We start from the raw sequence: 12591 nt of genomic DNA on the forward strand, positions 1-12591 counted from the left end.
CCCGACTGGGTTGCGGTCCCCGAAACGGTGGGCGCCGGCTGGCGTAGAGACGTTGAAGCGGCCTGTCATCTTTCCTCAACCTCCGCTACCTGACAGGAGGAGGATCATGAGGATCTTCACGCTTCCAGAACCTGGCAGGACCCAGCGGCGGCCTGTGCTCGCGCTCGCGGTGGTCTTCTTGACACTCGGCGCCCAGCACGCCGCAGCACCCGCCGCCCATGCCGCCCCGCTCGGGACCGCGCACGTCGTCGCACGGCCGGCCCAGGGCAACGTGGTGATCGAATGGAACCGGACGCTGCTCGACATCGTGCGCAGTCCGCACGCAGAGCCGACCACCATCCACCCCACCCGTAACTTCGCCATCATGAGCGCAGCCGTCTACGACGCGGTCAACGCGATCAGCCGCGCTCATCCCCTCTACGGCCCCAGCCTCACCGCACCGCGGGACGCCTCACGCCCCGCCGCGGCCGCGGCGGCCGCGCACGACACCCTCACCGCCCTGTACCCGGCACACAAGGCCGAACTGGATCGCCAGCTGTCCTCCGATCTCGCCGGAATTCCCGACGGCCGCGCCAAGCAGGAGGGCATCAAGGTCGGCGTTCAAGCGGCCCGCGCCATCATCGCCCTGCGCGCGCACGACGGCGCCGACGCCACCCCACCGCCCTACGCCACCACCGGCAAACCCGGCGACTACCGATCGACCCCGCCCGCCTTCAAGGCACCGGAGTTCACCCACTGGGGCAAAGTCACCCCATTCCTCATCCGTACCGGCCACCAGTTCCGTCCCACCGCCCCTCCGGCGCTGGCCAGCTCGGCTTACGCGGGCGCCATCAACGAGGTCAAGGCCATCGGCGCCGCCCGCAGCACCACGCGCACGGCGGAACAGACCACGCTCGCCAAGCTCTGGAGCGGCCCCGCCCAGAACTACTGGTACGACGTCGCCCAGCAGGTCGCCCTCGCGCGCCACAGCGACCTCGACCAGTCGGCGGACATGTTCGCCCTGCTCAACCTCACCGTCGCCGATGCCACCATCGCCATCTACGACGCCAAGTACACATACCGGTTCTGGCGGCCGATCACCGCCATCCGCCTCGCCGCCGGCAACCCGCGCGTCAAACGAGACCCGGCATGGACCCCGCTTGTCGTCACCCCTCCCGACCCGTCCTACCCAGGCATGCACAGCGACATCAGCACGGCCGCCGCCACGGTACTCGCCGGCTTCTACGGCGACCACAACACCTTCACCCTCACCTCACCGGCGACCGCCGGCAGCCCTCGGCCCTACACCAAGCCCTATACCAGCTTGAGCGCCACCGCGACGGAAGCCGGGCTCAGCCGCATCTGGGGGGGCGTGCACACCCGGCTCGACCATAAGTCCGGCAACGAACTCGGCGCCGCCATCGCTCGCTACGCGCTCGGCCAGTCGAAGCTCGCGCCGGCCGTCCCGAGTTCGCCGACCGGAAAGACCCCGGCCGGCAGAGCCACGCCCGCTAGCGCCACCGTCGCGAACGCCACCGTCACGGTCCGAGACTCCAAGCTCGGCAAGATCCTCGTCGACGGTCGAGGACGCACGCTGTACCTGTTCGTGGCGGACAAGGGCACCAGCTCGACCTGCTACAGCGCGTGCGCGAGCGCCTGGCCGCCCTTGACCACCACGGGCAAGCCGCAGGCCGGCAGCGGCGTATCACCCGCCTTGCTCGGCACCACCACTAGGACCGACCACACCACCCAGGTCACCTACAACGGCCACCCGCTGTACTACTTCGTCACCGACGTCAAGCCCGGTGACATCACCGGGCAGGCTCTCGACTCCTTTGGCGCCAAGTGGTACGTGCTCGACCCGAAGGGCAACAAGATCGAAACGGGCTGAGTGCTGTCGGTCACGGCAGCCGCCATACGCACGACGTCGAGCGGGCCGGTGCGAGGCCCCTGGCGGCCGGGATCATACGGACCGCGCCCGGGTCGCCCTGCACTCCCTCGCTGGCTGCTTCTTCTACGGCGCATTCGCCGCGAAGGTGCTCATCGTCCGCCGCCGGCGCCTACCCGGCTGGGCGTTGCCACTCGCCGGCGGCACCCTGGTCATCCTCATCGCGATCCTGTGGTCTTCAGCGGCGCTCTGGCAGCTGTGCGCCAGCCGGTAATGGGCTTCCGCATCCTCACGGCGGGCTACCGTCGACACCGCGACCGACACATAGCGAACCCGAAGCATTACATATAGTTGCTTTTTGGTTGGTGATGACACAGCCGGGCGGGAACTCGACATGAAGGGGCGTGAGTATCCACGACACGGGCCCGCCGGTGCGGGAGCGACAGTCTCTGATCTTTTCACGGCGACCTATCCAGCGGTTCTGCGTTTTGCCGAGCGTCGGGTCCATCCGAGCCACGCCGAGGACATCGCAGCCGAAGTGTTCGTTGTGGCCTGGCGCCGTTTCGAAGACGTCCCGACCCATGTGGACGACGCACGCGCCTGGCTGTTCGGCGTCGCCCGCCTGACCCTGATGGCCGGCATGCGAGGCGAGCAGAGACGACAGGCGTTGGGCGTGCGCATCTCCGAGGACCCGACAGCTCACGGCCATGTCGGAGCGCTCGACGCCGATCTGGTTGCCTGGCGAGTCGATCTGGCCCGGGCATGGTCTCGGCTGTCCGCGGTACATCAGGAGGCGCTGGCCCTGACCGTGTGGGACGGGCTGGACGCGCCCCGGGCGGCCCAGGTTCTGGGCATCTCTCCGGTCGCCTACCGCCTGCGCCTGAGCCGTGCCCGCAAGGCCCTGGCGCCGTCGCAGCCACCGTCACCGTCGGATTCGTGGCCGGACCGTCCTTGTTCGGCGGCGGTCAGGCGTTGGCCTGGTCGGCGACACCGCAAGCCCTGTCCACAAGCGCAGCACGCCAGGCCGAGACGGCGTGCGTCAAGGCAATCCTCGACGACCCCAGGCCCGTCAAGGATGTGGACGAGTCGAGGATGCGTCCGGTGATCACCGAAGCACGCGGCTCCTTGGTCCTGGTCTACCTGACCGATCGCGCGCCGAGCCCGAGCGAGTCGACGTGCTACGTGCGCGACGGTTCGGTCGTGGGCATGACGGGCAGCAGCGCGACTCCGCAGTCACCGCCGGCGCCAGCCGTGGCGCCGAAGTCGGCGCTCGTCGCCCTGGGAGAGGTGATGAGCACGTCCTCGGGCAGCATCCGAGGCGTCCGCGGGCGTGTCGGCGCCGATGTCGTCGGTGTCGTCTTCGACACCGTGGCCAAGGGGCCGGTGACCGCGACCGTCCGAGAGGGCCACGTAGCTCTGTGGTGGCCCGACGCCCCAACGACCGAACAGAAGGAGAACGCGGCGACCACACCGGAGATCCGCGGCGCCACCCTGACGCTGCGCGACGGGTCGACCCGGCAGGTCGGCGTTGAGGAACTCACGGGCCGTACAACTCAGGAGCTGACTCGGCCTGCCTCGGGCGGATCCGACTAACCGCGGGCGTTGACCACCACTCCCAGCTCGCCACGACGAAGCGGTACACCCACGTGATGGAGAATCTGGCCGGTGACGCGGTCGCGAGGGGGGCAGGGCAGGTCCTCAGGGCTTCACTTCTTCTCGGGGAAGGCGGCGCGCAGCGCGGAACCGCGGGTAATGAAGGCGACGGCGATGAGGGCCAGCGCGGACAGCCCCTGGAGCACGGCGTACCACGCTGGGCAGAGGCCGGGGATCAGGTCGACGCCGATGATCGCGACCGGCAAGATGGTGGACAGGGTGCGAACGCGGTCGAAAGCCTTGTGCGACCCCTCTGAAGCGCGGACAGCCATCCGGTAGATCAGCGGGGTGACCGCGAGCAGGATGGCTCCCCGGATCCACATGAACGAGGTCGCCTCGTGGCCGGTGAACGCCATCACGGCAACCGTCCCGAGGACGATGGCGCTGACGGCGCCGAAGAGCGTGATGTACTTCTTCACCGTGGTGAAGGCTTCCTGGGTGGGGGCGTCGCCGAGGTGTGCCGTCGCGGTCGTGATGTCGCCGGCGTTCGCCATGATCCTGCTCCTTCGCGTCGTTGCGGTAGTGATCTTAGGAAGCGCCCGACCCACCCGATATGGGCTTGGCCGTACGGGTGGGTGGGGCCAGACCCACTCCTGGGTCGGCGGCGCCGGCGGTTGGCCGGCTTCGGCGACTCGAGTGTTCGACTGGCCTACCGGACGCCCAACCAGCGACCACGCCTGTCCGGTGCCAGAAACTGGCAATGGGGCGCCTGACCTGGTCTTCTAAGCTCGTCTCTCGTGTTGTTTCGGCTGCCGGTCAGGATGTTCGGCTGGCTGGCACTGCTCACATCAGGGCCGATACGCAATGTGCGAGATCTTGAACGCGATCCTCTACCGACGGGGCCTGAGTTCCGGTCAGTCCCGTTCCCGGGAGGCGTCGCCCTCGGACGCCATCAGTCCGCTCTGATAGGCGATCGCGACCGCTTGGGCGCGGTCGCGCGCGTCGATCTTCGCCAGGATCCGCTTCAGGTGGGTCTTCACCGTGGATTCGGCGAGCAGGAGCAGCTCGGCGATCTGCGCGTTCGAGTAGCCCTCGGCCGCCTGCCGGAGCACCTCCCGCTCCCGGGCGGTCAGCCGGGCCAGCCGCCGATCTGGCGGCCCGGGCCGCGCCCGCCCCGGGCCGGCGGCGACGAGTTGGCTCACCAGGTTGCGGGTCACCGCCGGGTCCAACACCGACTCCCCGGCGGCGAGGGTCTGTACGGCGTCGATCAGGCGCTCCGGGGAGGCCCGCTTGAGCAGGAATCCGGCGGCGCCGGCCCGTAGCGCGCCCCACACGTAGTCGTCGTGGTGGAAAGTGGTCAGTACCAGCACCTGGGTGGGCGGCCGCGCCGCCACGATCCGGCGGGTCGCCTCGACCCCGTCGATGCCGGGCATCCGCACGTCCATCAGGACCACGTCCGGCACCGCCGCCCGGCACAGCTCCACTGCCTGCAGCCCGTCGGCGGCCTCGCCGACCACCTCGATTCCGTCCGCGCTGCCGAGTATCAGGGCGATCCCGGCGCGCAGCAGGGCGTCGTCGTCGGCGATCACGACTCTGATGGTCACGGGACCACCGCCGCCGGGGTGCCCGGAATCGGGAGTACGGCATGCAGCCGGAAACCGCCGCGCTCGCCGGGGCCATGCTCCACGCTGCCGCCGAACTCGCGGACCCGCTCCGCTATGCCTCGCAGGCCGCGGCCTGGCACGTAGCCGCCGGCCACGCCCACACCGTCGTCCCGGATCTCGACGTCGAGCACGTCTCCGTCGCAATGGACCGAGACCTCGGCCCGGGCGGCGCGCCCATGCTTGACCGTGTTGGTCAGCGCCTCCTGAACGATCCGGTAGGCCGACAGGTTGAGCGGGCGCGGCACCTGGTGCACGGCAGGGTCGACCCGGGCGGTCACCCGGATCCCCGCCTGCTCCATCCGCTCGGTCAGCGATGCCAGTTGCGCCAACCCCGGCAGCAGGCCCGGCTCTTCCTGGTGCAGCAGGCCGAGCACCCGGTCCAGTTCCTCCAGCGCCTGCCGGCCAGTGTGCTCCATCGTGCCCAGCAGGCCGCGGATCTGCTCCGGGTCCCGGTCGAGCAGCCGACGGGCGGCGCCGGCCTGAACGAGCAGCACGTTGAGGGTGTGCCCGACCAGGTCGTGCAGTTCCCGGGCGATCCGCACCCGCTCGTCGGCGACCACCTGGTTGCGCAGTACTCGGCGCGCCGCTTCCTGCTCCTCCTGCCGCCGGGCCCAGCCGTAGCCGAGCGCCCAGGCCAGCAACCAGACGAACAGGACCGCGGCGGGCACCATCTGGTAGGTGTGCGTGGGTCCGGAGAAATACGCGACCATGCCGAGCAGCACGATGACCGGTCCCAGCCTGGCCTGGGCGCGCGTGCCGCGCAGGCCGAGCGAGTACAGGCCGAGCAGGTTCGCGTATGGCGATACCGGGCTGGGCACGATGAACAGGGCCTCGGCGGACAACGCGGCGGAGCCGACCAGGTACGCGGCGAGCGGAAGCCTCCGGTGGGCGGCGAGCGCGCCGGCGATCAACACGCTCAGCGCGAGCGCCGCGGGCATCCGATCGCCGATCCGCGCCGCCACGCTGAGCCGCTCGACCAGCATCGCGGCCAGGAATGCGGCGGCGAGCGCCAGGTCGAGTGCCGCGGTACTCGGGCGCAGCCGGCGCCAGACGGCGGGTCCGGCCGGCAGCGACCGGAGGCGCCGGGCGGCGGCGCGCGCACTGGTCCAGTTCGGCCGACTCATCGCAGCTCCGGGGGTTGGCGTCACCGCTGCGCGGCGACTTGATCGAACCGAGCCTAGCGACAGTCGGCGCGCCGCACATTGCCCAGGAAGGGTAGGCGGTCCGTACTCCTGGTGGGGTACATGCGCGCCGGTCCCCTGAATCGTTGGCTGCCTGGATGCTCTTGGTTTCGCCGGTATAGCTGGTATAGCCGATACCCCCTGCTGAGGTACCGAGATCGACCCCCGCAGGTGGACGCAGCGCACGTGGACCGGACCGTAGCTTTCCCGGCGTGACTACTCCCGTCCCCACCAGCAGCAGCCCATCCGCTCCCGCCGAGGCCAACCGGGCCGGCAGAAGCGCGGGGAAGAAGACCCCGCGCCGGAGCCGGATCGGCTGGCTCTGCGTGACCTTCCTGGCCACGATGACGGCCGCGATCGCCGCGCGCTATTTCACGCTCGACCCCAAGCTCTTCCTCGCACAGCAGCGCGCTGTCTACGTCGCGAATCTCGTCCCACTGCTCTTCCATGTGGGCGGCGGCCTCCTGGCGCTTGCCCTGGGCCCGTGGCAGTTCGTGCCCCGGATCAGGGCGCGGCATCCGGCGGTGCACCGGGTGATTGGGCGGATCTACCTGCTCAGCGCCCTGGCAGCCGGGATCGGCGGCCTGCTGCTGGTGCCGAAGGGGCTCTACTGGCCGGTTGCACCCCTCGGGTTCGCCGGGCTCGCCATAGTGCTGCTGCATGCGTCCGGTATGGCGTTCGCCACGATCCGCCGTCGGGCGATCATCGAGCATCAGATCTGGATGATCAGGTCGTACTCCCTCATCTTCGCCGCGGTCACTTTCCGCCTCTGGCTGGCGGTCTTCTCCAGCACCGCCCTTCCCTTCGACCGGGCGTATATGAGCGGAGCGTGGCTCTCCTGGCCGATCAATCTGTTGGTCGCCCAGTGGCTGATCATTCGGATCCGGTCCCGTCGCCGGGCTTACCGATCTGTGCCAGAATCCGGGTCGTGACCTCCGGCGCCCTTGCCGTGCGCCCGATCAGGAAGCCCGGCCGCGCGCCACAGACGGCGACGACGACGAGCCACGCCGCCCGCTGCATGACCAACCATCGCCCCGCCTGATCGGCCTTCCGTCCAGAATTGTCCCCGGGCCCGCTGGAATCGCCAGCGGGCTTGGCGCCTGCCTCGGCAGCGGCGAGCTGTCGGCCGGCCCCGTCTAGGGTGGGCGCATGGCCGAACGGCGTCCCTTGATCGCGCGCAGGCTGCGACCGGGACACTGGGTCGCCGCCGACGCGTTCGCGGCCGTTGCCCTGGCCGCCGGGTTCTCGGTGCCGGCGGTGCTGGTGCCGGAGTCCGCCGGAGTGTCGCCGTATGCGGCCGTGCCGATGATCGCGCTGGCCTGCCTGCCGCTGGCAGGGCGGCGCCGGTGGCCGGTCCTGGTCTGCGCGCTGGTCCTGGTGGCGGCGGTGTTCGCGCCGTTCGCCGGCTGGGAGGAGGCGTTCGTGCCCTTGGCGGTCGCGCTGCACGCGGTGGCGCTGCTGGAAGCACGCCGGACGGCGGTAGCGGCGCTGGTGGCCGCGCTGGCCGTGACCGCCGCCGGTGCCGCGATCGACTCGCCCTCGTGGACCGAGGCGGCGTCGGCGTGCGGATTCGCCTGGCTGGTGCTCGGTCTGGCATGGACGATCGGGCTTGCCGTACGGGAGCAGCGCGCGTACGCCGCGCAGGCCGTCGCACGGTCGGCGCAGGCCGCGGCCACGGCGGAACGGCTGCGCATGGCTCGTGACGTGCACGACATCGTCGCCCACAGCATGAGCCTGATTTCCATGCGGGCCGGCATCGCCAACCACGTCGCCACCACGCACCCCGAGGAAGCGGGCGAGGCCCTGTCGATCATCGAGGAGACCAGCCGGAAGGCGCAGGCGGACCTGCGCCGCCTCCTCGGTCTGCTCCGCGACACCTCCGGGGACCAGGACGGCCCGCCGTACACGCTGGACTCGCTGCGCGAGCTGGTCGCGGCGATTCCGGCCGGCGACGTTCGGGTGGAGCTCGACGTCGAGCCTGGCCTCGCGCTCTGCGACGAGGCGGCCCTCGTCGTCTATCGCCTCGTGCAGGAGTCGCTGACCAACGTGCTCAAACACGCCGGCCCGGCCCGATGTTGGGTGGCGGTCGGCGCCCGTGCGGAGCACGAGCTGGTGGTCGAGGTCGTCGATGACGGTCGCGGGGGTGCGCCGCGTGAGGGGGGCCACGGGCTGGCCGGGCTGGAAGAGCGGGTGACCCTGTACGGCGGAGCGTTCTCGGCGGGGCCGGAGCCCGGAGGCGGCTTCGCCGTTCGGGCAAGGCTGCTGTTGCCAGGCGGTTCCGGGGAGGACGAGAGGTGAACACGTTCACGGTGCTGGTCGCCGAGGACCAGGCGTTGCTGCGCGCGGGGCTGCGCAGGCTGATCGACACCGCCCCCGACCTGGAGGCCGTCGGCGAGGCCGGGACGGGGGAGCAGGCGGTGGAGCTGGCCCGCTGCCTCCGGCCCGACCTGGTGCTCATGGACGTCCGCATGCCCGGCCTCGACGGGATCAAGGCCACCGAGCTGATCCGGGCCGACCCGGTGACCGCCGAGACGCGGGTGGTGATGCTGACCACGTTCGATCTCGACGAGTACGTCTACGGGGCGTTGCGGGCCGGAGCCAGCGGATTCCTGCTGAAGGACACCCGGCCGGGCGACCTGCTGGAGGCGCTGCGCATTGTGGGGGAAGGACAGGCGCTGCTGGCCCCGTCGGTCACCACGCGGCTGATCGGGGAGTTCGCCCGGCGCGAGCCCACCGGAATCCCGGCCCGGCTGGCGGCGGGGCTGACCAAGCTGTCCGGCCGGGAGCGGGAGGTGCTCTTGCTGGTGGCTCGAGGGTTGACCAACCCGCAGATCGCCGAGCGGCTCGGCATCGGGGCGGCAACGGTCAAGACCCATATCCGCAGCCTGCTGGCCAAGCTCGCCGCGCACGACCGGGCGCAGCTCGTCATCGCCGCCTACGAGGGCGGCGTGGTCACGGCCGGTGGGCAGGGGCCGTCAGCGGCGGTAGGAGACCTCGGGGAAGGCGGATGACGGGCCCTGCAGCAACTCCTGCGGACGGCCGCGCAGGTTCTGCTCGAAGAAGGCCAGCGGGTAGGCGCGCTGGAAGGCCAGCGCCCGCTCGGCCGGGATCGTGCCGACGACCTCCTCGAGCTGCTCCTTTCCCAGCCCAAGCGGCTCGGCCGACATGGGGATGAGCAGGACGTCGTCGCCGAAGGAGTTGTGCGCCGCCCCATTGAGCGTCACGTTGAGTCGCCAGCCGCGCAGGCCGTCCCAGAAGGTGCGCAGCGTCGGATTGACCGCCATGCCGCCCTTCCCGTCGGTGTCGACCACCATGTACGGCCGGTCGAGGCCGGACTGCGCGACCTTGCCGAAGACGGCGCCATCCAGGCCGAGCCCGGCCTTGATCCGCTGGTCGGCGTACATGGCGGAGGAGGTGGCCGCGCCGCCGAGCGAATGCCCGAACATTCCGATCCGCGCGAGGTCGAAGAGCGGCTTCCCGTTACGGCCGGGCAGCTTCTCCTCCAGGGAGGGCAGGCTGTCCAGGACGAAGCGCACGTCGGCCACCCGGACGTCGACCGCCTTGGCGAAGTCGGTCAGCTCGGCGCCCGTCTCCACCCGGCCGCCGGGGAACTCCACCACCGCCGCGTCATAGGGGTGATCGACGGTGACCACCGCGTACCCCCGGCTGGCCAGCTCCTCGACGACGCCAGTCCCGTACGCGCGCGAGGAGTTGGCGCCCGGCGAGTACAGGACGACCGGCAGCCTGCCCAGGCTCGCGTCGACGGGCGCGCCCTCGTGGCCGTCGGTCCTGTCCAGTAGCAGCGAGCTTGGATCCAGGTCGTTCATCGTCAAGTACCGCTCCGCCGCCGCCTTCGGCATCCAGGGGGCGACCGGGTGGGCCTGCACGTCCCGGGCCGGGTACCACAGGCTGACCATCAGCTCCCGCTTCCTGCCGGAGCCGTTCCAGGGATCCGGGCGGGACTGGTCGACCAGATGGACCGAGACGGTCCCCACCGGATGAGGGCCGGTCGGCTTTGGGACCGTCAGGCGCTGCGGTGGGGTGGAGCCGCATCCGGCCAGTGTGAGGGCCAGGGCGGTGATGATGAGTGCACGTTTCACCCTATTCACGGTGCCGGTCGTGTACGGCTGCCGCCTCTGGCGTGGGTAGGATCTGCGGCTCAACCCAGGAGGGTAGAGCTCGACGAAGATCGTTTTCAGGGACGATGCTCACGAACGAACCGCGCCTGAGCCCAGGATCTGCCGGCGACCTGGTTCATCACCACCCGCCTTACCCAGACGGCCGGCGATCAGGAGTTCGCCCAGTGCCTGCTGACCGGTTCGACCGGCGAGCGGGACAGCAGGGTGCTGACCGCATTGGCCCTCGCCCGCGAGCACTGGAGTTACACCACCCGAGGGGACGTCACCTGTCGCCGCCGCAGCTTCGCGCCGAGCAGCAGTTCCTACGAACGTGGCCCACTTTGGCGGAAAGAAGTTGGCGTCCTGAAGCAACCTCCTGGCGCACCCGCGCATGGAGTGGGCATGCAGAGCGAGAGAAACGTGATGGAGGACCCTCCACCGGAGCTTGCCGCAGTGGAGCCTTCTGCGGATACCACCGTCACCGAGTTGTTCAAGGCACACCGTCTCGGCCTCGTCCGATTCGCCTTCCTTCTGGTGGGAGACCAGGAGACGGCCGAGGACATCGTGCAGGACGCCTTTGCTGCCGTGCATCACCGATGGAGGCGTTTGGCCGATCACGATCAGCTGCTGCCCTATCTCCGTACCGTGGTGCTCAACGGCTGCCGCGCGGTTCACCGCCGGCGAGCGATCGCCCGACGGTTCGGCGTCGAACGGGAAGTGCCGTTCTGGTCCGCTGAAGTCCAAGCCTTGCTGGGGGAGACCCGGCGCGAAGTGTTCTCGGCAGTTCGTGATCTCTCGCGTCGCCAGCGGGAGGCGGTGGTGTTGCGCTACTACCTCGATCTATCCGAAGCGGAGACGGCGGCGGTGATGGGGGTCAGTCGCGGAACGGTGAAGTCCACCGTGTCCCGTGCACTCAGTGCGCTCGCTGTGAAACTTGAGGAGGGCAGATGACCGAGCGGATCGAACAGCAACTCCGGGACGCCTTCGCCGCTGGCGCAGAACTTGTGCGCGTTGAGACGCTGCGTCCGGCTGACAGTGCCCTGCGGCCAGAAACTCGCCTGCGCCGCCGTAAGAGTCTCGTACTGGCCCCGGTAATGGCGGCCATGGCCGTAGTCGTGGCTAGCTTCGCCGCTATGGCCGTGTTCGGTGCTCCGCCTCCGGTGAGTACGCAAGAAGGCGGCCTGGCATCCGGTCCGCGCTATCTGCTGACCGCAGGGAAAGACGGCCTGGCGATCCATGACGCGCACAACGGAAAGATCACCGACCGGGTCACAATGCCTTCAACTCCCAAAGGAATCACCCGAGGTGTTCCCGGTGGATATCTGCTCACGGGAACCGGGCGAGGCACGACGTTCTATGTCGCCCAGAGCGTGAAATCGCACACGACGATGGTGAGCACCACGTGGTTCTACCGCCTGCGGGTGGACGACCGGGGGAAGGTCGCCGAAGTGACGCGGGATGTGATCGCTCCTGTGATCGGAGATGCCGTCAGCTCCATCGCGATAACGGACGACGGCACCCGGTTGGCCTACGGCCTTGACGGCAAGGTGTGCGGTGCGGGCAAGACACTGCGCTTCTGTCCGGGCGCGCGGCTCGTGGTTGTCGATCTCCCCGGCAGAACGACCCGGTCCTGGACGACGAACGCCTTCGGAAACATTTGGAGCCTGTCATGGGCGGCCGACCGCCGCACGCTCGGGTTTGCGGTCGCATCGGAGGTACGCGTTCTCGACACGGCCTCCGCTGGCGAAACACTCAAGAACAGTCACACCGTGGTGCGCGATGTGGACGCCCCAACGGGGGTGGCGATTAGCCCGGACGGCCACATGATCCTGATCGGCACGCCCAATGGCGAGCGATCAGGACGCTCCTCAATCGGGGAGTACTCCGTCACGGACGGTAGGAAAATTCGCACGGTGTTCAGCGCGGACCACTCCGGAAGTACCGGAGCCCTATGGACTCTCATCCGTTATGACGCCACTGGAAAACACCTGCTGATCAAGGGCAACGTTCATCCGCTGAGCAGATTGGACGGGGACCGTACCACCGTCCTCATCCGCGCGGATTCATCTAATGCGTCACCAGAGGAGATGCTCGCGGCCTGGTGAGGCAATCCTCTCCGGCTGGTCGGACTGGGGAGACCTGCCAGGGAGCCCGCGTAGGTGAGTAGA

12 protein-coding genes and 1 pseudogene are annotated in these 12591 nt (G+C 69.5%); 9 read left to right on the forward strand and 4 right to left on the reverse strand.

The annotated features are described in order from the left end of the window. The first annotated feature begins 106 nt into the window (after positions 1-106). The 4 genes and pseudogenes from ACQP1V_RS02790 (at position 107) to ACQP1V_RS02805 (ending at position 3460) form a co-directional block, all read left to right on the forward strand. Positions 107-1870, forward strand: coding sequence for a phosphatase PAP2 family protein (locus ACQP1V_RS02790; RefSeq protein WP_433418522.1), 1764 nt, complete (start codon positions 107-109; stop codon positions 1868-1870). Continuing rightward, positions 1785-2141 carry a DUF6529 family protein gene (locus tag ACQP1V_RS02795; RefSeq protein ID WP_433418523.1) on the forward strand — a complete coding sequence of 119 codons (357 nt, stop codon included), beginning with the start codon at positions 1785-1787 and terminating at the stop codon, positions 2139-2141. Before ACQP1V_RS02790 ends, ACQP1V_RS02795 begins: the two co-directional genes overlap by 86 nt. Positions 2142-2261: 120 nt before the next feature. After that, positions 2262-2759: pseudogene (locus ACQP1V_RS02800) on the forward strand (RNA polymerase sigma factor); the annotation flags it as partial. A gap of 44 nt (positions 2760-2803) precedes the next feature. After that, positions 2804-3460 carry a hypothetical protein gene (locus ACQP1V_RS02805; protein ID WP_433426155.1) on the forward strand — a complete coding sequence of 219 codons (657 nt, stop codon included), beginning with the start codon at positions 2804-2806 and terminating at the stop codon, positions 3458-3460. Between the two features lie 113 nt (positions 3461-3573). Here ACQP1V_RS02805 and ACQP1V_RS02810 read toward each other — a convergent pair whose 3' ends face one another. From ACQP1V_RS02810 to ACQP1V_RS02820, 3 genes are all read right to left on the reverse strand, one after another. Further along, positions 3574-4014, reverse strand: coding sequence for a hypothetical protein (locus ACQP1V_RS02810; protein WP_433418525.1), 441 nt, complete (start codon positions 4012-4014; stop codon positions 3574-3576). Positions 4015-4374: 360 nt separating this feature from the next. Further along, the gene (locus ACQP1V_RS02815; RefSeq protein ID WP_387415752.1) at positions 4375-5064 is read right to left on the reverse strand and encodes a response regulator; all 690 of its coding nucleotides are present in this window, start codon (positions 5062-5064) and stop codon (positions 4375-4377) included. Continuing rightward, the gene (locus ACQP1V_RS02820) at positions 5061-6248 is read right to left on the reverse strand and encodes a sensor histidine kinase (RefSeq protein WP_433418527.1); all 1188 of its coding nucleotides are present in this window, start codon (positions 6246-6248) and stop codon (positions 5061-5063) included. Before ACQP1V_RS02820 ends, ACQP1V_RS02815 begins: the two co-directional genes overlap by 4 nt. 269 nt (positions 6249-6517) lie before the next feature. Here ACQP1V_RS02820 and ACQP1V_RS02825 point away from each other — a divergent pair, with 269 nt between their 5' ends. The 3 genes from ACQP1V_RS02825 (at position 6518) to ACQP1V_RS02835 (ending at position 9316) form a co-directional block, all read left to right on the forward strand. Beyond that, complete coding sequence (locus ACQP1V_RS02825) at positions 6518-7237, forward strand: DUF2306 domain-containing protein (RefSeq protein WP_387415756.1); 720 nt, start codon at positions 6518-6520, stop codon at positions 7235-7237. Positions 7238-7454: 217 nt separating this feature from the next. Then, entirely contained in the window at positions 7455-8603 is a 1149-nt protein-coding gene (locus ACQP1V_RS02830) for a sensor histidine kinase (RefSeq protein WP_433418530.1), read from the forward strand. Continuing rightward, entirely contained in the window at positions 8600-9316 is a 717-nt protein-coding gene (locus tag ACQP1V_RS02835; protein ID WP_387415760.1) for a response regulator, read from the forward strand. Before ACQP1V_RS02830 ends, ACQP1V_RS02835 begins: the two co-directional genes overlap by 4 nt. On the opposite strand, the gene ACQP1V_RS02840 is transcribed toward ACQP1V_RS02835, so the two are convergent. Then, complete coding sequence (locus tag ACQP1V_RS02840) at positions 9281-10405, reverse strand: alpha/beta hydrolase family protein (protein WP_433418531.1); 1125 nt, start codon at positions 10403-10405, stop codon at positions 9281-9283. The two genes, ACQP1V_RS02835 and ACQP1V_RS02840, sit on opposite strands and share 36 nt — an antisense overlap. Positions 10406-10825: 420 nt before the next feature. On the opposite strand from ACQP1V_RS02840, the gene ACQP1V_RS02845 reads away from it, so the two are divergent. Both ACQP1V_RS02845 and ACQP1V_RS02850 read left to right on the forward strand, forming a co-directional pair. After that, the gene (locus ACQP1V_RS02845) at positions 10826-11374 is read left to right on the forward strand and encodes a SigE family RNA polymerase sigma factor (protein ID WP_433418533.1); all 549 of its coding nucleotides are present in this window, start codon (positions 10826-10828) and stop codon (positions 11372-11374) included. Beyond that, entirely contained in the window at positions 11371-12528 is a 1158-nt protein-coding gene (locus tag ACQP1V_RS02850; protein ID WP_433418534.1) for a hypothetical protein, read from the forward strand. Before ACQP1V_RS02845 ends, ACQP1V_RS02850 begins: the two co-directional genes overlap by 4 nt. Positions 12529-12591: the final 63 nt, after the last annotated feature.

Source organism: Microtetraspora malaysiensis, from assembly GCF_050947145.1.
GTDB classification, from domain to species: Bacteria; Actinomycetota; Actinomycetes; order Streptosporangiales; family Streptosporangiaceae; genus Microtetraspora_A; species Microtetraspora_A malaysiensis.